General features: G+C 71.1%; 22 protein-coding genes. 18 read left to right on the top strand and 4 right to left on the bottom strand.

All coding sequences use genetic code 11. From position 1 onward, the window contains the following. Positions 1-15 precede the first annotated feature (15 nt). The 4 genes from yajC to CJ226_RS11735 all read left to right on the top strand — a co-directional run bounded on the left by yajC (position 16) and on the right by CJ226_RS11735 (position 5,511). Positions 16-417, top strand: a complete 402-nt coding sequence (gene yajC, locus CJ226_RS11750) for a preprotein translocase subunit YajC (RefSeq protein WP_308409688.1) — start codon at positions 16-18, stop codon at positions 415-417. A gap of 56 nt (positions 418-473) precedes the next feature. Further along, on the top strand, positions 474-2,204 hold the full coding sequence (gene secD / locus CJ226_RS11745; RefSeq protein WP_102209261.1) for a protein translocase subunit SecD: 1,731 nt from the start codon (positions 474-476) through the stop codon (positions 2,202-2,204). After that, on the top strand, positions 2,204-3,193 hold the full coding sequence (secF, locus tag CJ226_RS11740) for a protein translocase subunit SecF (protein WP_025103522.1): 990 nt from the start codon (positions 2,204-2,206) through the stop codon (positions 3,191-3,193). The genes secD and secF overlap by 1 nt, the downstream gene beginning before the upstream one ends. Before the next feature lie 65 nt (positions 3,194-3,258). Continuing rightward, complete coding sequence (locus CJ226_RS11735; RefSeq protein WP_025103521.1) at positions 3,259-5,511, top strand: bifunctional (p)ppGpp synthetase/guanosine-3',5'-bis(diphosphate) 3'-pyrophosphohydrolase; 2,253 nt, start codon at positions 3,259-3,261, stop codon at positions 5,509-5,511. Here the strand turns inward: CJ226_RS11735 and CJ226_RS11730 are convergent. Both CJ226_RS11730 and CJ226_RS11725 read right to left on the bottom strand, forming a co-directional pair. Then, complete coding sequence (locus CJ226_RS11730; RefSeq protein ID WP_102209260.1) at positions 5,498-6,046, bottom strand: hypothetical protein; 549 nt, start codon at positions 6,044-6,046, stop codon at positions 5,498-5,500. The genes CJ226_RS11735 and CJ226_RS11730 overlap by 14 nt on opposite strands. A gap of 59 nt (positions 6,047-6,105) precedes the next feature. Beyond that, on the bottom strand, positions 6,106-7,458 hold the full coding sequence (locus CJ226_RS11725; RefSeq protein ID WP_025103519.1) for a DUF349 domain-containing protein: 1,353 nt from the start codon (positions 7,456-7,458) through the stop codon (positions 6,106-6,108). A 278-nt stretch (positions 7,459-7,736) separates the two neighbouring features. On the opposite strand from CJ226_RS11725, the gene CJ226_RS11720 reads away from it, so the two are divergent. Both CJ226_RS11720 and CJ226_RS11715 read left to right on the top strand, forming a co-directional pair. Next, complete coding sequence (locus CJ226_RS11720; protein WP_102209259.1) at positions 7,737-9,527, top strand: FAD-dependent oxidoreductase; 1,791 nt, start codon at positions 7,737-7,739, stop codon at positions 9,525-9,527. Continuing rightward, positions 9,524-10,276 (top strand): winged helix-turn-helix domain-containing protein, encoded by a 753-nt coding sequence (locus CJ226_RS11715; RefSeq protein ID WP_102209258.1) that lies wholly within the window; start codon positions 9,524-9,526, stop codon positions 10,274-10,276. The genes CJ226_RS11720 and CJ226_RS11715 overlap by 4 nt, the downstream gene beginning before the upstream one ends. A gap of 15 nt (positions 10,277-10,291) precedes the next feature. Here CJ226_RS11715 and CJ226_RS11710 read toward each other — a convergent pair whose 3' ends face one another. Then, on the bottom strand, positions 10,292-10,594 hold the full coding sequence (locus CJ226_RS11710; protein ID WP_102209257.1) for a hypothetical protein: 303 nt from the start codon (positions 10,592-10,594) through the stop codon (positions 10,292-10,294). A 100-nt stretch (positions 10,595-10,694) separates the two neighbouring features. On the opposite strand from CJ226_RS11710, the gene CJ226_RS11705 reads away from it, so the two are divergent. The 12 genes from CJ226_RS11705 (at position 10,695) to CJ226_RS11650 (ending at position 22,549) form a co-directional block, all read left to right on the top strand. Further along, on the top strand, positions 10,695-12,059 hold the full coding sequence (locus CJ226_RS11705) for a replication-associated recombination protein A (RefSeq protein ID WP_102209256.1): 1,365 nt from the start codon (positions 10,695-10,697) through the stop codon (positions 12,057-12,059). A 181-nt stretch (positions 12,060-12,240) separates the two neighbouring features. After that, the gene (gene rpsD / locus CJ226_RS11700; RefSeq protein WP_025103514.1) at positions 12,241-12,870 is read left to right on the top strand and encodes a 30S ribosomal protein S4; all 630 of its coding nucleotides are present in this window, start codon (positions 12,241-12,243) and stop codon (positions 12,868-12,870) included. A 110-nt stretch (positions 12,871-12,980) separates the two neighbouring features. Next, the gene (locus CJ226_RS11695) at positions 12,981-13,169 is read left to right on the top strand and encodes a hypothetical protein (RefSeq protein ID WP_025103513.1); all 189 of its coding nucleotides are present in this window, start codon (positions 12,981-12,983) and stop codon (positions 13,167-13,169) included. 55 nt (positions 13,170-13,224) lie between these two features. Further along, positions 13,225-15,885 carry an alanine--tRNA ligase gene (gene alaS, locus CJ226_RS11690; RefSeq protein WP_102209255.1) on the top strand — a complete coding sequence of 887 codons (2,661 nt, stop codon included), beginning with the start codon at positions 13,225-13,227 and terminating at the stop codon, positions 15,883-15,885. Then, on the top strand, positions 15,882-16,355 hold the full coding sequence (gene ruvX, locus CJ226_RS11685) for a Holliday junction resolvase RuvX (protein WP_060923676.1): 474 nt from the start codon (positions 15,882-15,884) through the stop codon (positions 16,353-16,355). Before alaS ends, ruvX begins: the two co-directional genes overlap by 4 nt. A gap of 2 nt (positions 16,356-16,357) precedes the next feature. Further along, entirely contained in the window at positions 16,358-17,899 is a 1,542-nt protein-coding gene (mltG, locus tag CJ226_RS11680) for an endolytic transglycosylase MltG (RefSeq protein ID WP_102209254.1), read from the top strand. A 4-nt stretch (positions 17,900-17,903) separates the two neighbouring features. Beyond that, the gene (locus CJ226_RS11675) at positions 17,904-18,716 is read left to right on the top strand and encodes a shikimate dehydrogenase (RefSeq protein ID WP_102209253.1); all 813 of its coding nucleotides are present in this window, start codon (positions 17,904-17,906) and stop codon (positions 18,714-18,716) included. Between the two features lie 58 nt (positions 18,717-18,774). Then, positions 18,775-20,004 (top strand): chorismate synthase, encoded by a 1,230-nt coding sequence (gene aroC / locus CJ226_RS11670; RefSeq protein WP_102209252.1) that lies wholly within the window; start codon positions 18,775-18,777, stop codon positions 20,002-20,004. After that, positions 19,988-20,506: a shikimate kinase gene (locus CJ226_RS11665; RefSeq protein ID WP_102209251.1), complete on the top strand. Its 519-nt coding sequence runs from the start codon at positions 19,988-19,990 to the stop codon at positions 20,504-20,506. Before aroC ends, CJ226_RS11665 begins: the two co-directional genes overlap by 17 nt. Continuing rightward, positions 20,503-21,591 carry a 3-dehydroquinate synthase gene (gene aroB, locus CJ226_RS11660; protein ID WP_102209250.1) on the top strand — a complete coding sequence of 363 codons (1,089 nt, stop codon included), beginning with the start codon at positions 20,503-20,505 and terminating at the stop codon, positions 21,589-21,591. Before CJ226_RS11665 ends, aroB begins: the two co-directional genes overlap by 4 nt. Beyond that, positions 21,588-22,112, top strand: a complete 525-nt coding sequence (locus tag CJ226_RS11655) for an N-acetyltransferase (RefSeq protein ID WP_102209249.1) — start codon at positions 21,588-21,590, stop codon at positions 22,110-22,112. The genes aroB and CJ226_RS11655 overlap by 4 nt, the downstream gene beginning before the upstream one ends. Continuing rightward, entirely contained in the window at positions 22,109-22,549 is a 441-nt protein-coding gene (locus CJ226_RS11650; RefSeq protein WP_102209248.1) for a type II 3-dehydroquinate dehydratase, read from the top strand. The genes CJ226_RS11655 and CJ226_RS11650 overlap by 4 nt, the downstream gene beginning before the upstream one ends. 10 nt (positions 22,550-22,559) lie before the next feature. Here CJ226_RS11650 and CJ226_RS11645 read toward each other — a convergent pair whose 3' ends face one another. After that, positions 22,560-22,898 (bottom strand): hypothetical protein, encoded by a 339-nt coding sequence (locus CJ226_RS11645; RefSeq protein WP_102209247.1) that lies wholly within the window; start codon positions 22,896-22,898, stop codon positions 22,560-22,562. Between the last annotated feature and the right edge of the window lie 134 nt (positions 22,899-23,032).

The following is a 23,032-nucleotide window of genomic DNA, read 5'->3' as shown; positions in this document are numbered from 1 at the left end:
AAAGGCGCCATCCCCATGCCCATGGAATTTGTCCTCTTCGGACTCCTCGCCGTCCTGCTGATCTTCATGATCTTCAACACGCGCAAGCGCACCCGGCAGATGAAGGCCGAGCAGGAGGAGAAGGCGACCAAGACGGTTCCCGGCGCCAAGGTCCTGCTGCAGGGCGGCATCTACGGCACCATCGTCGCGTACGACGCCGAAGACCTCGACTCCCCGGCCCTGGTGGAGATCGCGCCCGGCACCGTCATCGAGGTGCACAGTCAGGCGATCCTCCGCATCGTGGAGCCCAAGGACGCCATCGTCGACGCGCCCGTCGACGGCGGGGACGACCACATCGTCGACGGGACCGCCGCCCCCGCGGTGGAGACGCCGGAGGAGACCCGCGCCCGCCTCGAGCGGGACGCCGACGACAAGTAAGACGAAGGCCTCGCGGCCTCCCGGATCTCACCGTCCTTCCAGAAAGCTGAACACACGTGGCTTCATCCTCTCCTGTCCGTCACGCCTGGCGGGTCCTCCTCGGCCTGCTCCTCGTGACGGGCGTGCTCTTCGGCATCAACGCGCTGGGTGTGTACGTCTTCAAGCAGAGCTCGTGGACACCCGAGCTCGCGCTCGACCTGCAGGGCGGCACCCAGATCATCCTGAGTGCCGAGACGGAGGACGGAGCAGCGCCGACGCAGGAGCAGCTCGACCAGGCCGCGGCGATCATCCGCCAGCGCGTCGACGCCTCCGGTGTGGCCGAGGCCGACATCACCACCGAGGGCGGACGCAACATCGTCGTCCAGATCCCCGGTGAGGCGGACGAGCAGACGCGGCAGCGGATCCAGTCCAGCGCCCAGCTCGAGTTCCGTCCGGTGCTGTACACCACGGCCGCGCGCACGGAGTTCGTCGGAGAGGACGGCAACTCCACCCCATACCCGAGCCCTGACCCCTCGCTGAACGCCGAGCCCACGGCCGAGCCCACCGACGCCAGCGACCTGTCGTGGGTCACGGACAAGCTCGCGGCGGAGTTCCAGGCGTACGACTGCGCCAACCCGTCCAACGACCCGTCGAAGGCGCCGAAGGACGAGCCAGTGATCGCCTGCTCGCCCGACGACACCGCGAAGTTCATCCTCGGCCCGGCGGAGCTCGACGGCCGTGCGATCACCGACGCGACGGCGGGACGCGACCCGCGCTCCGGCGCCTGGATCGTGCAGCTCACCATGAACGGCGACGGCGCGGACGCCTTCGGCCAGGTGAGCACCCGGCTCAACCAGAACCGCATCGACGGACTGTCGCCGCGCGACCAGTTCGCCTTCGTGCTCGACGGCGAGGTCATCAGCGCGCCGCGCATGAACGGCGTCATCCTCGACGGCCGCCCCAGCATCTCCGGCAGCTTCACGCAGGAGAGCGCGACGACCCTGGCCGATCAGCTCAAGTTCGGAGCCCTCCCGCTCAGCTTCGAGGTGCAGAGCTCGGACACGATCTCCGCGACCCTCGGCACTCAGCAGCTCCAGATCGGTCTCATCGCGGGCCTCATCGGCCTCGCGCTCGTGGCGGTGTACTCGCTGCTGTCGTACCGGGCGCTCGGGACGGTGATCATCGCGTCCATCGCGGTGATGGCGGTGCTGACCTATATCGTCATCTGCATCCTGGCGTGGCGGATCGGCTTCCGCCTGTCGCTCGCCGGCGTCGCGGGCCTGATCGTGTCCATCGGCTTCACCGCCGACTCCTTCATCGTCTACTTCGAGCGCATCCGCGACGAGCTGCGCGACGGCAAGTCGATCACGGGTGCCGTCGAGGACGGCTGGGGTCGGGCGAAGCGGACGATCTACATCTCCAAGTCGATCAACGTCCTGGCCGCCGTGGTGCTGTACATCCTCGCCGACTCGACGGTGAAGGGCTTCGCGTTCACGCTCGGCCTCACCACCGTGATCGACGTGCTGATCTTCGTGATCTTCACCCACCCGGTGATGCAGCTGCTCGCGCGCACGCGGTTCTTCGGCGGCGGGCACAAGCTCTCCGGTCTGGATCCGGAGGCCCTGGGCGCCGTGTACCGGAGCCGCTCGCAGTACCGCGAGGTCGCCACGGCGTCCGCGGGGCGCGGGGCGAAGAACGCGCGTTCGCGTGGAGAGGCGGATCGCCGGCAGACCATCGCCGAGCGCAAGCGGGCGGAGGCCCTCGCCGCCGAGAGACAGACCACGGCCGGAAGGGAGGGAGACAACTGATGCCTTCCATGAATGAGTTCGGCAACAACCTCTACACGGGCAAGACCTCCTTCCCGTTCGTGGGGCGCCGCCGCCTCTGGTTCATCATCGCGATCGCCCTGGTCGTCGGCTCCGCGCTCGTGCCGCTGTTCCGCCCGATCCAGTTCTCGATCGAGTTCACCGGCGGCTCGCAGTTCACGGTGACCGCGCCGGACACCACGGATCAGGACACCGCGACCGAAGCGGTGCAGTCGGTCGTCCCCGGCGCGGCGACCAAGGTCGTCATCGTCAACGACCAGGACGTCCGCGTGCAGACCGACCAGATGACCGAGGGCGAGACGCAGCAGGTGGCGCGCGCCCTCGCCGACGCCTACGGTGTCGAGCCGGACGCCGTCGCCTCCTCGTTCATCGGCCCGGCCTGGGGCGAGAGCGTCACCCGGCAGTCCCTGTGGGGTCTGGCGATCTTCCTCGCCCTGACCTTCCTGATCCTCGCGATCTACTTCCGCACGTGGAAGATGTCGGCGGCCGCGATCATCGGTCTGCTCGACGTGCTCGTGATCACCGTCGGCGTGTACGCCCTCGCCGGATTCGAGATCTCGCCGGCGGCCGTCATCGGCTTTCTGACGATCCTCGCGTACTCCCTGTACGACACCACCGTGGTGTTCGACAAGATCAGGGAGAACACGACGGAGGACGGGGAGAAGACGTCGCGGCTGTTCGGGGAATCGGTCAACCTCGCGGTGAACCAGACCCTCATCCGCTCGATCAACACGTCCGTGGTGGCCGCGCTGCCGGTCGGTGCGATCCTCTTCATCGGCGCCTTCTGGCTCGGTGCGGAGACGCTGACCGACATCTCGCTGTCGATCTTCGTGGGCATCCTCGTGGCGACGTACTCGACGCTCTTCGTGGCCGCGCCGCTGTACTCGCTCTTCCGCGAGAACGAGCCGCAGATCAAGGAGCGCGACGCCCGTATCCGCGCGGCTCGGAGCAAAGCGGCTGTCGACGCCTGACGCCCCCGCCGCGGGGCCGACCCCCGCTCAGCGCGCGTAGGATTGTCTGATTCGGAGGTGAGTGGATGGCGGAGCCGCAGACGGCATCGCAGGGTTCGAGTCTGCGACGGCTGGTGCCCCGCATCTTCTCGCGTGCGTCCCGGATCAACGATCTCGACAACCTGATCCGCACCGTCAGGGCGAACCACCCTAAGGGCGACTTCGCCGTCATCTCCCGCGCCTATGCCGTGGCCAAGGAGAAGCACGAGGGACAGAAGCGGCAGAGCGGCGAGCCGTACATCACGCATCCGCTCGCCGTCGCCCAGATCCTCGCGGAGCTCGGGCTCGGCCCGCGGGCGATCGCGGCCGCCCTGCTGCACGACACCGTCGAGGACACGGGCTACGCGCTCACCGATCTCACCGCCGAGTTCGGCGACGAGGTCGCGATGCTCGTCGACGGCGTGACCAAGCTCGACAAGGTCAAGTACGGCGAGAGCGCGCAGGCCGAGACCGTGCGCAAGATGATCGTCGCGATGTCGAAGGACATCCGCGTGCTGCTCATCAAGCTCGCCGACCGGCTGCACAACGCCCGCACCTGGGGCTTCGTCCCGCCGGAGAAGGCGGCGAAGAAGGCCAAGGAGACGCTCGAGATCTACGCGCCGCTGGCCAACCGCCTCGGTATCCAGGCGATCAAGTCGGAGCTCGAAGACCTCTCCTTCGCCGTCCTGCACCCGAAGATCTACAACGAGATCCACAGCCTCATCGCCCAGCGCACCCCGCAGCGGGAGAAGTACCTGAGCCAGGTCATCGAGGAGATCGACGAGGACCTCCGCGACCTGCGCATCCGCGGCAAGGTCGTCGGCCGGCCCAAGCAGCTCTACTCGGTGTACCAGAAGATGGTCATCCGCGGCCGCGAGTTCGACGACATCTACGACCTGATCGGCATCCGGGTCCTCGTCTCCTCCGTGCGCGACTGCTACGCCGTGCTCGGCGCCATCCACGCCCGCTGGACGCCGCTGCCCGGCCGGTTCAAGGATTACATCGCCACCCCGAAGTTCAACCTCTACCAGTCGCTGCACACGACCGTGATCGGCCCGGCCGGACGGACGGTCGAGATCCAGATCCGCACGCACGAGATGCATCACCAGGCGGAGTACGGCGTCGCCGCGCACTGGATGTACAAGGAGCGCATGAACGGCGGCGGCAAGGCCGAGGTCCGCGCCTCCGACACCGACATGGCGTGGCTGGCGCACATCTCCGATTGGCAGGCCGAGACGGCGGACCCCGGGGAGTTCCTCGACTCGCTGCGGTTCGAGATCGGCGCCAAGGAGGTCTACGTCTTCACGCCGAAGGGGCGCGTGATCGGTCTCCCGGCCGGCGCCACCCCGGTCGACTTCGCCTATGCCGTGCACACCGAGATCGGGCACCGCACCATGGGCGCCAAGGTCAACGGACGCCTGGTGCCGCTGGAGTCGGAGCTGAAGAGCGGCGACGTCGTCGAGGTCTTCACCTCGAAGAACCCGGACGCGGGGCCCAGCCAGGACTGGCTCGGCTTCGTCAAGAGCACGCGAGCCAGGAACAAGATACGCGGCTGGTTCACGAAGGAGCGCCGCGAGGAGGCCATCGAGCAGGGCAAGGAGGCCATCGCGCGCGCGATGCGCCGGCAGAACCTGCCGCTGCAGCGGCTGATGAGCCAGGACTCGTTCACCGAGGTCGCCCACCAGATGCACTACGAGGACGTCTCGGGTCTCTACGCCGCCGTCGGCGAGGGGCACGTCTCGACGCAGTCGGTGCTCGAGAAGGTCACCGCGCTCGTCGCCACCGACGAGCCCACCACCGGGGCGATCGACCTGCCGGGAAGCGTCCAGACGCGCGAGACCCGCGGTGGCGACTCGGGCGTGCTCGTGCGCGGCGCGAACGACATCCTGGTGAAGCTGGCGAAGTGCTGCACGCCCGTGCCCGGCGATCCGATCGTCGGGTTCGTCACGCGGGGGAGCGGCGTCTCCGTGCACCGGGCGGACTGCGTCAACGTGAAGGCCCTCAGCGGCGAGCAGGACCGCTTCGTCGAGGTCTCCTGGGCGCCGACGAAGAAGAGCGTGTTCCGGGTGCAGATCCAGGTCGAGGCGCTGGACCGCTCGGGCCTCCTCTCCGACGTCACGCGGGTGCTCAGCGAGCATCACGTGAACATCCTCTCGGCGACCGTGTCGACGACCGACGAGCGCCTGGCGCTGAGCCGCTTCGTGTTCGAGATGGGCGACGCCGTGCACCTGGACCGCGTCCTGAACGCGGTGCGCCGGATCGACGCGGTCTACGACGTGTACCGCGTCACCTCCTCCTGACCAGCCGCTCGAGTGCGGCGAGGCCGCTGACGCTGCCCGGAACGCGCGACCGGGTCCGCAGGCTGGCGATGGCGTCGTCGAGCGCCTCGGGGTGGACCTGGGCGAGCGCCTGCATCCACGGGAGGACCCGCGGGTCCCGGTGCAGGCTCGTGGCCAGGTCGCACATCGTCCGGACGGGCGTGGAAACGGCGATCCCCCCGAGCAGCTGCACGTCCGTCCGAGGAAGCCGGGTGTCGTGGAAGATGACTCTGGCGTGCACGCGCGGACGCACCCGCCGCTCGACGCAGCGTCGCGCGTGATGGACGATCGGCGGCTCGTCGCGGGCGCCGTGGATCCAGGCGGCACTGGGCCCGCAGGCGGCGGCGCCGTCCTGGATGAGCGTGGCGATGCTGCTCGCCCGCACATCGGCGGACTCCGGCAGGTCCGCGGGGATGTAGGCGTCGCCGATCTCGACGACATGACCGTCCAGGCGGGCGGCGCAGAGTTCCGGCCGGCTGAGGCGCGAACCGGGGAGATAGAGCAGAGCGGGGTGCATGACGCCAGTGTGGCGTCGCGCACCCCGCTCAGACGGAGTTGGCCGGACCTGTGGAGAGCTCAGCCGCCGAGAGCGTTGAGCCAGGCGCGACGGGCCTCGAGGGCGTCCGCGGCCTCCTTGGCGGCCTTGCTGTCACCGGCCTTCTCCGCGGCGGCCAGTTCGGCCTCCAGCTTCTCGATGGCTTCGTGCAGCTGCGAGCTCATGTCGTTCGCTCGCGCCTTCGTCTCCGGGTTGTTCTTCTTCCAGTCGACGTCCTCGCGGGCCTTGAGCGCCTGCTCGATGACGCGGAGCTTGTCGTCGAGCGCGCGCTCCTTGTCGCGCGGGAAGATGCGACCGACCTCGTCCCACTCCCGCTGGATGCGCGTGAGCAGGGCGCGGGCGCGCTTGATGTTCGGCTCGTCGGCGACCGCCTTGGCCTGCTCGAGCAGCGCCTGCCGGGCCTCGATCTTCGGAGCGGAATCGGCCTCCTCGGCGGCGGCCTGCTCGGCGCGGGCGGCGTAGAGGGCGTCGCCGGCGGCCTTGAACCGTGCCCAGAGGGCGTCGTCGGCCTTGCGTCCGGCGCGTCCGGCCGTCTTCCACTCGTCGAGGAGGGAGCGGTAGGCGGGGATGCCGTCGACGCCGCGCGGCGCCAGGGCCTCGGCCCGTTCGACCAGGCGGGACTTCGCGTCGCGCGCGGCCTTGTGCGCATCGTCGAGCTCGGAGTAGAACGCCCGGCGGTGCTTGTCGACGACGGCCCTGGCGTCGCGGAACCGCTTCCAGAGCTGCTGCGAGACGCCCTTCGACAGGCGCGGACCGTTCTGCTGCTGGGCCTGCCAGGCCTCGAACAGCTCGTTGAGCTCCGCGGTGACCTGCTTCCACTGCACCTTGCTCAGGTCGCGGGCGGCGATGGCCTCGGCACGCTCGACGAGGGCGGTGCGCTCGGCGACGGCCTGCTCGACGAGCTCCTTCGCCTGCTGCGCCTCCTGGGCCGTGGCCTCGGACAGCGACGCGGTCAGCGCGGTGAGACGATCGCGCAGACCGGCGAGGTCGCCGACGGCCGCGGCGTCCGTGGCTTCGTCGATGAGGTGCGCGGCCTGCTTCGACAGGTCGCTCGCGGAGGCGCCGCCGGCCTGGTGGCGCTGCTCCAGGGCGACGACCTTGAAGGCGATGTCGTCGTACTTGCGGACGAAGTAGGCCAGGGCCTCGTCGGGGGTACCGTCCGGGTACTGACCGACGACGCGCCAGGACTCACCCTCGCGCACCTCGACGGTGCCGTCTTCGGAGACACGGCCCCATTCGCCGGCGGACGAGACCGGAGTCGGCTTCGCGGCGGCCGGGGCGACGGCGGCCGGAGTCGGCGTCTTCCGCGGCATCGGCACGGCGGGCGGGGTGGGAACGGGCGGGGTCGGCTTCGCGGGCTCGTTGGCAGACACGGTGATTCTCCTTGCGCGGTCACGCCGCGGGAGGCGGAAAGGACGAGGCTCAGCCTAGTACGCCCTCTCTGATCCGCGAGACCCCGTCTTCCCGCCGAGAACCCGCAATTCGTGCGCGAACGAGGCGGGGTGTCGGCGACGAGGCGGGGTCTCGCGGGGAGGGACGTTACCGTTTCGTGAGCAGAACGTTCGATGCAGGACACACTGCGCGTCATCTGCGGGTAACACGGCGCTCCTATCGTCGCGACCACGACAGTCCCCAGGTCGACAGGAGTTCCATGGACGACAACACAGCGCGCACAGCGGAGATCGTCGTCGTGGGGGCGGGGGCGGCGGCGCACCGCTTCGTCGCACGGATGCTGGAGGACCCGGACCGTGCCGTGCGGATCACGGTGTTCGGAGACGAGGGACGCCTGCCCTACGACCGCTCCGTCGTGGCGCGCATCGTCGGCGGCACTCCGGCGTCGGCGGGCGAGCTCGATCGCGCGCCGTTCCGCGACGACCGCGTCCGCCTCATCGACGACGACCGGGTCCTGCGGATCGACAGGGGAGGGCACCGCGTGCGGACGCGGTCGCACCGGTGGTACGACTACGACGCGCTCGTCCTCGCGACCGGCACCCACGCCCAGCGGCTCGACGTGCCGGGGATCCGTGCCCGGGGGTCGTTCGTCCTGCGCACGATGGAGGACGCGCACATGCTGCGTGCGTTCCTCGCCGTCCGTGCGACGGAGATGCCGCGGGCGCTGCGCGCGGTCGTCGTCGGCGGCGACGAGGGCGGAGTGGACGCCGCATGCGCGCTGCACGACGCCGGGGTGCAGACGACGATCGTGGACACCGCGGATCGCCTGCTGCCCGCACACCTCACGGTTCCCGGGGCGAGCGCACTCCGCGGGATCGTCGAGGCGCGCGGTATCGCGGTCCGGACGCGGACGCGGGTGACCCGCGTCGACCCCGACGCGACGGGCGCGGTGACGGCCGTGGAGTTCCAGGACGGCACGTTCGCACGGACCGACCTCATCGTGACGACGGGTGCGCGGGCACGGGATGAGCTGGCACGGAACGCCGGGCTCCCCACGCGGCCGGGCGGCGGTGTCCTCGTGGACGCGGACGGGCGGACGTCCGACCCGCGCGTCCTCGCGATCGGCGACGTCGCCGCGGACCCGGCATCGGGCGGCACGGAGGCGGCCCTGGCGTCCGCGGATCGAGCGGCGGCCGCCCTGCTCGGCGCTCGGATCGCGAGCCCCGCGGGACACGGGTGGCGCGGGAGTCCCGGCGGTATCGAGGTCGTGGCCCTGCGTGTCGCGGACGGTGACGGGCCGACGGTCGACATCCCTCTTCCGAGCGGGGGAGACCGCATGTTCGGGGAGGTCGTGCTCTCCGAGGATGCCCGCGTGGTGCATCGCGTGACGGTCATCGGCGCGTCGGCGGATGCCTCGCTCGCCGGTCTCGCGCCCGGGTCGCTCGACGGTCAGAGGGTGACGCGGGCGCTCCTGGCCGCCGCCGTGGCCGCGGACGGAGCGGAGGCCTGCGCACATGGGCTGCGGTGCTCGCCGCTGGAGGTGCTGACAGCGGAGCTCGCGGACCGCGGGATCCGGACCGTCGCGGAGGCTCTGGAGGGTGCGGTCGAGAGCCGCGGTTGCGGCCCCTGCCTCCGCCGTCTCGCGCTCGCGCTGCCGGAGCGCGCCGAGGTGAACGTCGGCGTACGGCCGGGCGACCGCGGAAGCCTTCGCTCCGAGGTGCGTCTCCGCGGGACGACGGCCGCTCCCGTCCTGGAGGTGCGCGTCGGCGACGAGTCCGACGGGACGCTGCTCCTCGTCGTGGGTCATCTCGCGGCACGACGCGAGGCGACAGTACGGATCGATCGAGGGCTCCTCGCCGTCAGCGGGCTCCGGGCGGAGGACATACCGGACGCACTCGCGGACCTGCGGAGCGCCGGCGCCGTCGTTCCGGAGACCCTGATCGGCGGGGCGGACCTCGCGCGGCCCGGAGGCCCGATCGGCGTCGTCCGGCACCCGCCACGGACACGGCGACGCGCCGGTACTGCGAGGTCGGCGGAGGGCTCCGCATGAGTGCGCCCCCGCGTCCTGCTCCGGCGCTCGTCGGCTGCCGCGTCGTGGTGGTCGAGGCGCCGCGGCCGGTGCGCCCGGAGCCGGTCGACGTCGACACGCTTCTGCGGATCCTCGCTGCGACCGGCTCGGATGTCGTCCGGATCACCCCGCCCCGGGCGGACCACGCGATCCCGGCCGGCACCAAGCGGACGCTGTACCGGATCGCGTCCGGTCAGGTGGACGCGGTGCTGTTCCCCGTGGCGGAGGCCCTGCCCGGGTGGCTCGCCACCGTGGAACGACTGGGCATGCTCGACGCCATCCGCGAACGGTCGCGCACGTCCCGCCTGCTGCTCGCCACGACCGACGCCGCCGCGACCGCGCGATTGGCGGAGAGCGGCATGCCCGCATCGACGTCGTGCGGGCCCACCGCGGACGACCTCGCCCGGAGCGCTCTCGCCCCGCTCACGTACGGGGTCCTCGAGCGACGGACGGCGGTGGGGCGCCTGGCGGTGCGCAGCGGAGGCGCGCTGATCGACGGAGGCTTCGTCCCGCTCTCCCGCGGCGCGGTCAGCATCCTCGAGGCCCTGTTCGTCGCCGACGGGCGCGTGCTCACCAGGGGGGAGATCGGCCAGGTGCTGCCCGGCGGTCGACGCAGCGCCCGTGCGGTCGAGGTCGCGGTGGCGCGGCTGCGGGACTCCCTCGGCGACGGGGACCTGGTGCAGACCGTGGTCAAGCGCGGGTACCGGCTCGCCGTCCTCGACGAGGACTGACGACGCCGGAGAGTCTCACTCCGTCGGCGTCTCGGAAGCCGTCGGCATCGGGCTGGGCGCATCGCTCGGGGTCGGGGAGGGAGCGATCGACGAGGTCGGTGACGGCGTGGGCGTCGGTTCCGGAGCGGTCACCTGCGCATGCACGACCTGGCTGATGATCGCGCCCACGACGATGAGGGCGCCGACCGTGATCGCGATGGCGTTGTCGCGAGTGCGTCGGCGGATCTGATCCTGGTGCCAGCGGGTGCGGGCGGTGTGCAGCCGAGCGCGCTCCGCCTCGGTGCGTGTCTGCGCCTTCTTGGAACCGCGTGCGGCCATGCCCTGTCTCTCCCGTCCGACGCCGGTCCACGACGTCGCCTGAGAGCCTACCGGGGGCACGGCCTCGCCTCGTGTCCCCGGCCGCCGTTAGCCTGGAGGAATGTCCTCTCCCTCCGCCCTGCTCTCCGGGGCGACACCGCTCGCCGTGCGCATGCGCCCGGTGTCGCTGGACGAGGTCGCGGGGCAGCGCCACCTGCTGCGGGCCGGGTCGCCCATCGTGGCTCTCGCCGACCCGGAGGCCAGCTCGCCCGGCGCGGTGTCGATCATCCTCTGGGGGCCGCCGGGCACCGGCAAGACCACGCTCGCGCAGGCCATCGCCCGCTCGTCCGGCCGCCGGTTCGTCGAGCTCTCGGCCATCACCGCCGGCGTCAAGGATGTGCGGGAGGTCATGCAGGAGGCGATCACCCAGCGCGATCTCTACGGGCAGACGACGATCCTCTTCCTCGATGAGATCCACCGCTTCACCAAGGCCCAGCAGGATGCCCTGCTGCCCGGCGTGGAGAACGGGTGGGTCATCCTCATCGCCGCGACCACGGAGAACCCCTCGTTCTCGGTGATCTCGCCGCTGCTGTCCCGGTCGCTGCTGCTCACGCTGCAGCCGCTCACCGATGACGACATCGGGGTGCTCGTGGACCGCGCGGTGTCGGACGCCCGCGGACTCTCCGGTACGGTCGCGCTCAGCGATGAGGCGCGGTCGGCGCTCATCCGCCTCGCGTCGGGCGACGCCCGTCGTGCCCTCACCGGACTGGAGGCCGCCGCTGCCGTGGCGCTCTCGCACGCCGCCGCCTCCGAGGCCGACGACGACGGCGAAGACCGGGAGACGGTCGTCCCGGAGGTCACCGCCGACGACGTGGCGCAGGCCGTCGACAAGGCTCTGCTCCGTTACGACCGCCAGGGCGACGAGCACTACGACGTCATCAGCGCCTTCATCAAGTCGATCCGCGGTTCCGACCCGGACGCCGCGCTGCACTACCTCGCCCGCATGATCGAGGCGGGGGAGGACCCGCGGTTCATCGCCCGTCGGCTCGTCATCTCCGCCTCCGAAGACGTGGGGCTCGCCGACCCCCAGGCCCTCGGCATCGCCGTGGCCGCGGCCGACGCGGTGGCCTTCATCGGAATGCCGGAGGGGCGCATCCCGCTCGCCGAGGCCACCGTGTATCTGGCGACGACCGCGAAGTCGAACGCGGCCTACGTCGGCATCGACGCCGCCATCGCCGACATCCGCGCGGGGGGATTCGGGCGCGTGCCCCTTCACCTCCGCGACGCGCACTACCCCGGGGCGAAGCGCCTCGGGCACGGCCGCGGCTATCGCTACGCGCACGACAGCGAGTTCGGGATCGTGCCGCAGCAGTACCTGCCGGACGAGCTCGACGGGCGGCACTACTACGAGCCGAAGAACCTCGGCGCGGAGCGCGACATCAGCGCGCGACTGGAGCGCATCCGGCGCATCCTCGGCGATCGGTGAGCCGGCGACCTCGGGCGTCTGTCGCCGTCTGTTAGACTTGAGCGGCTCGAAACCGAGTTTTCGGGCATCTCCTCGTTCACACCCCACCTCGACGGCACCCCGGCGTGCGCCCCGAGGCAGAACGCGGTGATACGTCCGTCGGACGTGAAATCCACGTCCACGTCATCGGAAGGATAACTTCGTGGTCACGAAGTCCCAGGACCGCCGCAAGGTGCGTCTCAGCCGCGCCCTCGGCGTGGCCCTCACCCCCAAGGCCGCCCGCTACCTCGAGAAGCGTCCCTACGCTCCGGGTGAGCATGGCCGCACCAAGCGCAAGGCCGACAGCGACTACGCCGTCCGTCTGCGTGAGAAGCAGCGTCTGCGCGAGCAGTACGGCATCCGTGAGAAGCAGCTGCGCATCGCGTTCAACGAGGCCCGTCGTCAGGACGGCCTGACCGGTGAGAACCTCGTCGAGCTCCTCGAGATGCGTCTCGACGCCCTCGTCCTGCGTTCGGGCTTCGCCCGCACCACGGCACAGGCGCGCCAGCTCGTCGTGCACCGTCACATCCTCGTCGACGGCCAGCTCGTCGACCGCCCGTCGTTCCGCGTGAAGCCGGGTCAGCTCATCCACGTCAAGCCCAAGAGCGAGGGCCTCGAGCCCTTCCAGGTGGCGGCCGCCGGCGGTCACGCCGAGGTCCTGCCGGCCGTTCCGGGTTACCTCGAGGTCGAGCTCGACAAGCTCCAGGCCCGTCTGGTCCGTCGTCCGAAGCGCGCCGAGGTCCCCGTGACCTGTGAAGTGCAGCTCGTCGTCGAGTACTACGCGGCCCGCTGATCCAGCGGAAGAGCATCAGGCAGGAGGCGTCGGGGTTCCCGACGCCTCCTGTCGTTTCCGCCTACGATGGAGAGACCGCGCCTTCGCGGCTCTAGGGCAAGGATGACGACATGAAGAATGTGCTGTGGTTCCTGATCGGCGTGATCGGCGGCTTCGTCGCGGCTCACTTCATGAACAAGGACCCGCGGGGCCACGACATCCTGGCCGACGTCGACGCCCGCCTCAACGGCCTCGCCGCGATCCTCAGCGACGCGTATCGCGCGCAGGAGGCTCGGTTGACCGAGCCGGGCGAGAACTGACCCCCCGCATCTGCGCCTCGGCGCGCCCCCTCACGCAAGGACATCCGGCACTCCTATGAAAACTGCGGAAATCGCGCAGCGCTACCTCTCCTACTTCGAGAAGAACGACCACCTCATCGTCCCCTCGGCATCCCTGGTCAGCGACGACCCCTCGCTGCTGTTCACGGTCGCCGGCATGGTCCCGATGATCCCGTACCTCACGGGCGTGGTCCCGGCGCCGCACCCGCGCATCGCCGACCTGCAGAAGTGCATCCGGACCAACGACATCGAGGAGGTCGGGCGCACCGCGCGTCACGGCACTTTCTTCCAGATGCTCGGCAACTGGTCGTTCGGCGACTACTTCAAGGAAGGCGCGATCCGCTACGCCTGGGAGCTGCTCACGAGCTCGGAGGCCGACGGCGGCCTCGGCTTCGACGAGAAGGATCTCTGGGTCACCGTCTACGAGACCGACGACGAGGCCGAGGCGATCTGGCGCGACATCATCGGACTCAAGCCGGAGCGCATCCAGCGCCTCGGCCGCGCGGACAACTACTGGAACACCGGGCAGCCCGGTCCCGGTGGCCCTGACTCCGAGATCTTCTTCGACCGCGGCCCGGCCTACGGCAAGGACGGCGGCCCCGCTGTCGACGACTCGCGGTTCCTGGAGATCTGGAACCTCGTGTTCATGCAGGACTTCATCGAGAACATCCGCGGCAAGACCGAGTTCGACATCGTCGGCGAGCTGCCGATGAAGAACATCGACACCGGCATGGGACTGGAGCGCGTCGCGTTCCTCAAGCAGGGCGTCGAGAACATGTACGAGACCGACCAGGTGCGTCCGGTGCTCGACCGCGCCGTCGAGCTCTCCGGCCGCCGCTATGGGGCGGTCCACGAGGACGACGTCCGCTTCCGGGTGATCGCGGATCACGTGCGCTCCTCGCTCATGCTCCTCTCCGACGGCGTGCGTCCGTCGAACGAGGGCCGAGGCTACATCCTGCGGCGCCTCATGCGCCGGACCGTGCGCGCCATGCGGCTCCTCGGTGTCGACGACCCCGCGTTCCCCGAGCTGTTCGCCGCCTCCCGCGACGCGATGAAGTCGGCGTACCCGGAGCTGGAGCGGGACTGGTCCGTGCTCTCCTCGGCGGCCTTCGCCGAGGAGGAGACCTTCCGGCGCACCCTGGCGCAGGGATCGACCATCCTCGACCTCGCGCTCGACGAGACGAAGAAGGGCGGCGGGAAGACCCTCAGCGGTTCCGAGGCGTTCCTGCTGCACGACACCTACGGCTTCCCGATCGACCTCACCCTGGAGGTCGCCGAAGAGGCCGGACTGGACGTGGACCGCGCCGCGTTCGACTCCCTCATGCAGGAGCAGCGTCAGCGCGCGAAGGACGACGCCCGCAACCGCAAGCGCCAGCTCGCGGATGTCTCGGTGTACCGCGACCTGCGCGCGCTGGGCGAGACGGGCTTCGACGGCTACACGGCCCTCGAGGTGGAGTCCCGTGTGCTCGGCCTGCTCGTCGACGGCGCGCCGGTGCGCAGCGCCGCCGAGGGCCAGATCGCCGAGGTCGTGCTCGCCGAGACGACGCTGTACGCCGAGTCCGGCGGCCAGGTCGCCGACAAGGGCACCATCGTGGGCCCGGGCTACGAGCTCGAGGTGCTCGATGTGCAGCGTCCGGTCCCCGGGCTGATCAGCCACACGGTCGAGGTCTCCCGCGGCACGGTCGCGGTCGACGACATCGCGACGACGATCGTTGACGCCGCGAACCGCCGCGCCGCCCGCCAGGCGCATTCCGCCACCCACCTCGTGCACGCCGCCCTCCGCGACACGCTCGGCCCGACGGCCACGCAGTCCGGGTCGCTGAACCGTGCCGGCTACATGCGGTTCGACTTCGCCTGGTCGCAGGCGCTGTCGACGGACACCCGCACGGAGATCGAGGAGATCACGAACCGCGCCGTGCAGGACGCCCTCGAGGTGACCACCCGGATCGTGACGCTCGACGAGGCCAAGGAAGCCGGCGCCATGGCGCTCTTCGGCGAGAAGTACGGCGATGTCGTGCGGATGGTCGACATCGGTGGCCCGTGGTCGCGCGAGCTCTGCGCCGGCACGCACGTGTCGACCAGTGCGGAGATCGGCCTGGTCAGCGTGGTGGGGGAGTCGTCGGTCGGCGCCTCCAACCGCCGGATCGAGGCTCTCGTCGGCGCGGATGCGTTCCGTGAGCTCGCGGCGGAGCGTGCTCTCGTCTCGCAGCTCACCGCCTCTCTGAAGACCCCGCGCGAGCAGCTCCCTGAGCGGATCGCCGATCTCGCCGCGAGCCTCAAGGCCGCGGAGAAGCGCATCGCGCAGTTCGAGGCGAAGGAGCGGGCGGGGCGCATTCCCGCCATCGCCGAGGCCGCGACGCGCGTCGGAGACTTCCGCGTGGCGGCGCAGACGCTGGGCGATGTGGCCTCCGCGGACGATGTCCGCGAGCTCGTCAACGGCGTGCGCGACCGGCTGGGTTCCGATCCCGCGGTCGTCGCGCTCGGTGCGGTCGTCAACGGTCGCCCCGTCGTCGTCGTCGCCACGAACGAGGCTGCGCGCAGTGCCGGTGCGAAGGCGGGTGCGCTCGCGAAGCGCGCCGCCGGTGTGCTCGGCGGAGGCGGCGGTGGGCGTGACGACGTCGCCCAGGGCGGCGGCACCGACGCGGCGGCGCTGCCCGCCGCGCTCGAGGCCGTCTCCCAGGAGCTGCGCGGCGCGTGAGCGGTTATCGCCGCGGGGTCCGGCTCGGCATCGACGTCGGCCGGGCCCGCGTGGGCGTGGCGCGGTCCGATCCGGACGGCATGCTGGCCGTGCCCGTCGAGACCGTACCCCGCGATGAGCGCTCGCTCACGCGCATCGCGGAGCTGGCTGCGGAGTACGAGCCGCTGGAAATCGTCGTCGGTCTGCCCGTGAACATGCAGGGTGCGGACACGCCGTCGACGGTGGATGCGCGCGAGTTCGCGGCGGCTCTCCAGGCGCGGAGCGGTGTGCCGGTCCGCCTCGTCGACGAGCGTCTGAGCACCGTCTCCGCGCATGCGGCGCTGCGGAGTTCTGGGCGATCACAGAAGAACTCTCGTAGCATTGTGGATCAGGTCGCCGCCGTGGTGCTGCTGCAGCAGGCGATCGACACGGAGAAGAGCACCGGAAACCCGGCCGGTGCCCCGGTCCCCGTTGACGAGGAGCCCGCCTGAACATGTCCGAACGCGAGAGCCGTGCGCCCGAGCACGAGCAGAGCACCCGGTTGGGGGATCTGTTCGAGAACCTCCCCGCTCCGTCCCCGCAGGTCCCGACCGCCGGAGATGACACGCCGGCACCCGGATCCCGCCGTGCGGCCAGGGAGGCCGCCGCGCGCGAGCAGCAGGCGCCGCCTGCTCCCGACGCGGGAATCGTGCCCGATGCCCAAGTGCCCGCCCGCCCGGTCTCGGCGTCGGCGGCGACCACCGCGGAGACACCGGCGAACGACCAGCGGCCGGCGGTGCCCGGCGCGGATGCCGAACCGGTCGTGACACGCGCGATGCCCGTCGCCGCGACGAGCGCGGATGAGAGCCCCGCTCCGGGGCCGCGCCGGTCGACCGGCACCGAAGACCCCGCACCCGCGCTGGGCGGAGGACTCGACGAGATCTTCGCCGCTCAGGACGACGGCCGCGATCACGGCGCGCCGACCAAGAAGAAGCGCCGCAAGGGTTGCCTCATCGCCCTGATCATCGTCCTGGTGATCCTCGGCGGCATCGCCACCGGCGGCGTCTGGGTCGCGAACACCTTCGGCGACCGCATCGCCGACGCCATGGGGTGGGGGGAGCCGAAGGACTGGGAGCCCGGTCAGGCGACCGGCGAGGTACTCGTCACGATCAAGGAGGGCGATACCGGCGGACCCGTGTCGACCGCGCTCTATGAGGCGGGCGTCACGAAGACCGAAGACGTCTTCTACGACTACCTGATCGACGAGAACATCGCGGTGACCTTCTATCCCGGCGTCTACCGCCTGCAGAAGAAGATGACCGCCGAGGACGCCCTCGCCGCACTCCGCAACGAGGACAACAAGCTCGAGAACACCGTCTCCATGCCGGAGGGCGGGACGATCGAATCGGCCCTGCCGTCCATGGCGGAGACTCTCGGGATGCCGCTGGCCGACCTCGAGGCAGCCGTCGCCGATCCGTCCGCGTACGGGGTGGAGGCGCAGAGTCTGGAGGGGTGGCTGTTCCCCGCGGTGTACACGTTCGACCCCGAGGTCACCGCGACGCAGGTCATCCAGCGCATGGTCGACCGGACGCGCGAATCGCTCGCCGCCGCCGGCGTCCCGGACCAGGACGCGCAGCGGATCCTCACGATCGCCTCGATCATCCAGCGCGAAGGCCGCACGGACGACTTCGCCAAGGTGTCGCGTGTGATCCAGAACCGCCTCGACGACGACATGCTGCTCCAGATGGACTCGACGGCGCAGTACGGGTACGGCTCCCTGCACGAGGGCGTGGTCTCGAGCTCAGCCGAGGCTCTGGAAGACCCCAACGAGTGGAACACCTACGTGAACAAGGGGCTTCCGGCCACGCCGATCGCGAGCCCGAACGATGCCGCGATCGATGCCGCGATGCACCCCGCGGACGGGCCGTGGATCTACTTCGTCACCGTCAACCTCGAGACCGGCGAGACGCAGTTCTCGGAGACCCTCGCGGAGCACGAGCAGGGCGTGGAGAAGTGGCGGGACTGGTGCCGCGCGAACCCCGACGCCGGTTGCTGACGCGGTGAACCGGAGACGGCTGGCGGTCTGGGGCGACCCGATCGGGCACTCACGGTCGCCGGAGCTGCACGCTGCGGCCTACGCGGTGCTCGGGCTGGACTGGGAATACGGGCGCCGTCAGGTCGGCGCGGAGGGCTTCACGGACGCGGTCGAGGCGCTCGACGACACCTGGCGCGGCCTGTCCCTGACGATGCCGCTCAAGGAGGAGGCGTACCGATACGCCGCCACCAGAGACGCCCACGCGGAGTTGACCGGCGCGGTCAACACGCTCCTGCTCTCGGAGACCCCGGCAGGATTCAACACCGACGTCGGCGGGATCGTCGATGCGCTCGGGGACGCCGGCATCCGCGAGATCGGGACGGCGCGGATCCTGGGCGCCGGAGCCACGGCGGCCTCGGCGCTGGTCGCTCTCGCCGACCTGGGGGCGACACGGGTCGAGGTCGCCGCCCGTCGGCCGGAGCGCGCCGCGGGGCTCGCCGGGATCGGGAAGCGACGCGGCGTCGTGGTCACCCCGCGACCGCTCGACGAGGTGGAGGGCGCCGTCGACCTCACGGTGGCGACCCTGCCCTCCGGCACGGTGCTTCCGCCGGAGAGTGCCGCCCGACTGGCCCAGAGCGGCGGCACGCTGTTCGACGCCGCCTACGCGCCGTGGCCGTCCGCCCTGGCGGCGGCATGGGGTGTGGCGCCGGTGGTCTCCGGGCTCGGGATGCTGCTGCATCAGGCGGTCCGGCAGATCCGGATCTTCCTGCACGGCGACCCGGTCACGCCGCTGCCGGACGAGGATGCGGTCCTCGCCGCGATGCGCGCCACCCTCTGAGCGCCGCCCGACGAAACGCGGCACGGCGCGGGGGGAAACGCATGGGAGACTAGAGCACATGCTCCGCGTGCTCACGGCCGGCGAATCGCACGGCCCAGAACTCATCGCCGTCATGGAGGGTCTGCCCTCCGGCGTCCCGGTGTCGTCCGAGGCCATCCAGGCCGACCTCGCCCGCCGCAAGCTCGGCTATGGACGCGGCTCCCGGATGAAGTTCGAACAGGATGAGCTCACGATCTCCGGTGGCGTCCGGCACGGGAAGACGCTGGGCAGCCCCATCGCCCTGCGCATCGGCAACACCGAGTGGCCGAAGTGGATCGAGGTCATGAACCCGGAGCCCGTCGAGCTCACAGACCGCTCGCGCGGTCGTGGCGCACCGCTGACCCGGCCGCGTCCGGGCCACGCCGACCTCGTGGGCATGCAGAAGTACGACTTCGACGAGGCCCGTCCGATCCTCGAGCGCGCGAGCGCCCGAGAGACCGCCGCCCGCGTGGCGCTCGGTGCCGTCGCCCGCTCGTTCCTCGGCGAGCTCGGCATCCGGCTCGTCAGCCACACGCTCTCCATCGGGCCGGTGCGCGTGCCGGATGGCGCGCCGCTGCCGACCCCGGACGACGTGGACGCGCTGGACGCCGACCCGCTGCGGTGCTTCGACCCCGCGACCTCGGCGCTCATGGTCGCGGAGGTGGACGACGCCAAGAAGGACGGCGACACGCTCGGCGGCATCGTCGAGGTCCTCGCGTACGGCCTGCCGCCGGGGCTCGGCTCCCACGTGCACTGGGATCGCCGTCTGGACGCCCGGCTGGCCCAGGCGCTCATGAGTATCCAGGCGATCAAGGGCGTGGAGGTCGGCGACGGCTTCGAGACCACGCGCCGCCGCGGCTCCGCCGCCCACGACGAGCTCTTCGCCACCGCCGACGGCATCGCCCGCGGAACGGACCGCGCCGGCGGCACCGAGGGCGGCATGTCCACCGGGACCGTGCTGCGCGTGCGGGCCGGCATGAAGCCGATCGCGACCGTGCCCCACGCGCTGCGCACGATCGACGTCGCGACCGGCGACGAGGCCACCGCGCACCACCAGCGTTCCGACGTCTGTGCCGTGCCCGCGGCGGGGGTCGTCGCGGAGGCCATGGTCGCGATCGAGCTGGCGCGCGCGGTGCTGGAGAAGTTCGGCGGCGACAGCCTCCGCGAGACGCGCCGCAACCTGGAGGGATACCTCGACGGCATCCCCGCGGAGCTGCGCACGGCCCCTGCGTCCGAGGCGGCGCTCATCGCGCATGACGAACGAGGCTGAACCGCTGACGCTGGTCCTCGTGGGACCGATGGCGGCCGGCAAGACCAGCGTCGGACGACGGGTCGCACGGCGGCTGGGCGTCGCCTTCATCGACACCGACAAGCGCATCGTCGCCGCGCACGGCCCGATCCCCGAGATCTTCGCCACGCACGGCGAGGCGCACTTCCGGGACCTGGAGCGCGCGGCGGTCCGCGAGGCCCTCGCCGAGGGCGGCGTGGTCTCCCTCGGCGGTGGCGCCGTCACGGATCCGGAGACGCGCGCGCTGCTGCGCGCCCACCCGGTGGTCTTCCTCACCGTGAGCGAGGCGGCCGTCGCCGACCGCCTGCGCGGCGGGACGCGCCCGCTGCTGGCGGGCGAGGAGCCGGTCGAGAAGTGGAAGCGCATCTTCGCCGAACGGCGAGGATGGTACGACGAGGTGGCGTCGGCCACGTTCGACACCTCGCGGCGTCCGATGCAGCGCATCGCGGACGAGATCGTGGCATGGAGGAGAGAACAGCGATGAGCACGACGACCATCAGCGTTACAGGGAACCACCCCTACGGCATCACGATCGGACGGGGGATCCTCGACCAGGTGTCCGCGGCTCTCGCGCCGGGCGTCCGCAAGATCCTCGTCGTGCACCCGCCGACCCTCGCAGCCCGCGCCGCCGAGCTCCGCGACCGGCTCCTCGCCGACACCGCGGACGGCCCGCGCGAGGTGCTGCTCGCCGAGATCCCGGATGCCGAGCAGGGCAAGCGCATCGAGGTCGCCGCCTTCTGCTGGCAGGTCATGGGCCAGGCGGACTTCACCCGGACGGACGCCGTCGTCGGCTACGGCGGAGGAGCGGTGACCGACCTCGCCGGCTTCGTCGCGGCGACCTGGCTGCGCGGCATCCAGATCGTCCAGGTGCCCACCACCGTCCTCGGCCTCGTGGACGCCGCCGTGGGCGGCAAGACGGGCGTCAACACCGCGGAGGGCAAGAACCTCGTCGGCGCCTTCTGGGCCCCGCGCGCCGTCGTCGGCGACCTCGACGAACTGGGCAGCCTGAGCCCCAACGAGGCCACCGCCGGCTTCGCGGAGGTCGTCAAGGCCGGTTTCATCTGGGCCCCGGAGATCCTCGACATCGTCGAGGCCGATCCCGCGCGCGCGGTCGACACCTCGACGGACGAGTTCCGCCGAGCCGTGGAGCTCGCGATCGACATGAAGGCGCAGGTCGTCTCGGACGACTTCCGCGAGGCCGGGCAGCGGGAGATCCTGAACTACGGCCACACGCTCGGCCACGCGATCGAGCACGCCGAACGGTACCGCTGGCGGCACGGGGCGGCCATCTCGATCGGCATGCTGTACGCCGCGGAGCTGTCCCGGCTCGCGGGGCGGCTGTCGGATGCCGCGGCGGAGCGCCACCGCACGATCCTCGAGTCGCTCGGCCTGCCGACGTCGTACCGGGCCGGTGCCTGGCCGCAGCTGCTCGCCACGATGCAGCGCGACAAGAAGAGCCGCGGTGGGATGCTCCGCTTCATCCTGCTGGACGACATCGCCAAGCCCACAGTGCTCCAGGCGCCGGATGAGTCGCTGCTCTTCGCCGCCTACCAGGAGATCGGCGCATGAGCATCGCCGTCCGGCGCATCACGCCGGAGGACTGGCGGGAAGTCAAGGCGCTGCGGCTGCAGGCCCTCGCCGACCCGGCCGCACCGATGGCCTTCCTCGACTCCGTCGAGCACGCCGCCGCACAGCCCGACCGCTTCTGGCAGGAGCGCGCCGCGAATGCCGCGGGTGACGCCGCCGCCGCGCAGTTCGTCGCGATCGCCGACGACGGCACCTGGACCGGGACCGTGACCGTGCTCCCGCATCGCGAGCAGCACGACGCGGGGCTGGTCGTCGGGGTCTACGTGGCGGATACGCATCGCGGTGCGGGCGTCATCGATGCGCTCATCGACGCCGCGGCGGCCTGGGCCCGGGATCGCGGCCTCCGCGCGCTCGTGCTCGAGGTGCACGTGGACAACTCCCGGGCGCAGGCCGTGTACCGCCGAGGCGGCTTCGTCCGGACCGGGGAGATCGAGACGGCCAACTTCGGGCGGGAATGGGTCATGCGTCGCGAGCTGGTCGACACCGGGAGCGTGCCCGCATGAGCGCACCGCGTCGGCTGCTGCTCGTCAACGGCCCCAACCTCAACCTCCTCGGCACCCGCGAACCCGAGGTGTACGGCACGGCGACCCTCGCCGACGTCGAGCGGATCACCGCCGAGGCCGCTGCCGCGCTCGGGTTCGAGGTGCGGGCGCTGCAGAGCAACCACGAGGGTGTGCTCATCGACGCGATCCACGATGCGCGGGCGGACTGCGCGGGCGTCGTCATCAACCCGGGGGGTCTCACCCACACGTCCGTCGTCCTGCGCGACGCGCTCACCGGCATCGCCCTGCCGTTCGCCGAGGTGCACATCTCCGACGTCTACGCCCGCGAGGAGTTCCGTTACCACTCGTACCTGCATGACGTCGCCGCGGTCCGTGTCATCGGACGCGGCGTGGAGGGCTACGCCGACGCGGTGCGGGAACTCGTCGCGCAGCTCTGAGCGCGCGGGATCAGGGCAGGCCGACGAGCAGCACGCACACCGTGATGCCCACGAGCGTCAACAGGGCCATGGCGAGGAAGCAGGCGGCCAGCGCACGGAGCCGCGGCCGCACGCTCGACACCGCAAGGCGGATGACGACCATCGCGACCAGGCCCAGGACCAGGATAATCGCGGTCACCAGGCCGACGGTTCCCGCCGCGCCGCCGCTGCGGACGATCCCGATCAGGGGCACGAGGCTGACCGCCGTGAAGATCGTGGCGACGATGAGCCAGACCGCCCCGGACGACGTCCGCAGCGCCGGCTGATTCGCCATCCTGGTCGGGTCGCGGTCGCGGTCGTTCTCGCTCATCTCGATTCCTCCTGTCCACAGCCAGGCTGCCGGCGGCAGCCGCCGGCGTCACGGGGGTTCCCCTTCCACGGACAAGCGTCTATCGTGCCTCCGCGGCGGCCCGCGCCGGGCATCCCGTAGAATCGACTGTCGGC

It is taken from the genome of Microbacterium sp. UMB0228, assembly GCF_002871415.1.
In the GTDB taxonomy this organism is placed as follows: Bacteria; Actinomycetota; Actinomycetes; order Actinomycetales; family Microbacteriaceae; genus Microbacterium.
The sequence above is the reverse complement of the archived record's forward strand: the minus strand, read 5'-3'. Positions and strand labels throughout refer to the sequence as shown.

Bases quoted from the DNA above. Each gene is read 5' to 3' on its own strand.
- aroB (WP_102209250.1), top strand. From the start codon at position 20,503: ATGAGCACGACGACCATCAGCGTTACAGGGAACCACCCCTACGGCATC.
- CJ226_RS11735 (WP_025103521.1), top strand. From the start codon at position 3,259: ATGGCGGAGCCGCAGACGGCATCGCAGGGTTCGAGTCTGCGACGGCTG.
- CJ226_RS11720 (WP_102209259.1), top strand. From the start codon at position 7,737: ATGGACGACAACACAGCGCGCACAGCGGAGATCGTCGTCGTGGGGGCG.
- CJ226_RS11710 (WP_102209257.1), bottom strand. From the start codon at position 10,594: ATGGCCGCACGCGGTTCCAAGAAGGCGCAGACACGCACCGAGGCGGAG.
- CJ226_RS11730 (WP_102209260.1), bottom strand. From the start codon at position 6,046: ATGCACCCCGCTCTGCTCTATCTCCCCGGTTCGCGCCTCAGCCGGCCG.
- CJ226_RS11715 (WP_102209258.1), top strand. From the start codon at position 9,524: ATGAGTGCGCCCCCGCGTCCTGCTCCGGCGCTCGTCGGCTGCCGCGTC.
- CJ226_RS11650 (WP_102209248.1), top strand. From the start codon at position 22,109: ATGAGCGCACCGCGTCGGCTGCTGCTCGTCAACGGCCCCAACCTCAAC.
- CJ226_RS11705 (WP_102209256.1), top strand. From the start codon at position 10,695: ATGTCCTCTCCCTCCGCCCTGCTCTCCGGGGCGACACCGCTCGCCGTG.
- CJ226_RS11695 (WP_025103513.1), top strand. From the start codon at position 12,981: ATGAAGAATGTGCTGTGGTTCCTGATCGGCGTGATCGGCGGCTTCGTC.
- secF (WP_025103522.1), top strand. From the start codon at position 2,204: ATGCCTTCCATGAATGAGTTCGGCAACAACCTCTACACGGGCAAGACC.
- mltG (WP_102209254.1), top strand. From the start codon at position 16,358: ATGTCCGAACGCGAGAGCCGTGCGCCCGAGCACGAGCAGAGCACCCGG.
- alaS (WP_102209255.1), top strand. From the start codon at position 13,225: ATGAAAACTGCGGAAATCGCGCAGCGCTACCTCTCCTACTTCGAGAAG.
- CJ226_RS11655 (WP_102209249.1), top strand. From the start codon at position 21,588: ATGAGCATCGCCGTCCGGCGCATCACGCCGGAGGACTGGCGGGAAGTC.
- CJ226_RS11645 (WP_102209247.1), bottom strand. From the start codon at position 22,898: ATGAGCGAGAACGACCGCGACCGCGACCCGACCAGGATGGCGAATCAG.
- yajC (WP_308409688.1), top strand. From the start codon at position 16: ATGCCCATGGAATTTGTCCTCTTCGGACTCCTCGCCGTCCTGCTGATC.
- aroC (WP_102209252.1), top strand. From the start codon at position 18,775: ATGCTCCGCGTGCTCACGGCCGGCGAATCGCACGGCCCAGAACTCATC.
- CJ226_RS11665 (WP_102209251.1), top strand. From the start codon at position 19,988: ATGACGAACGAGGCTGAACCGCTGACGCTGGTCCTCGTGGGACCGATG.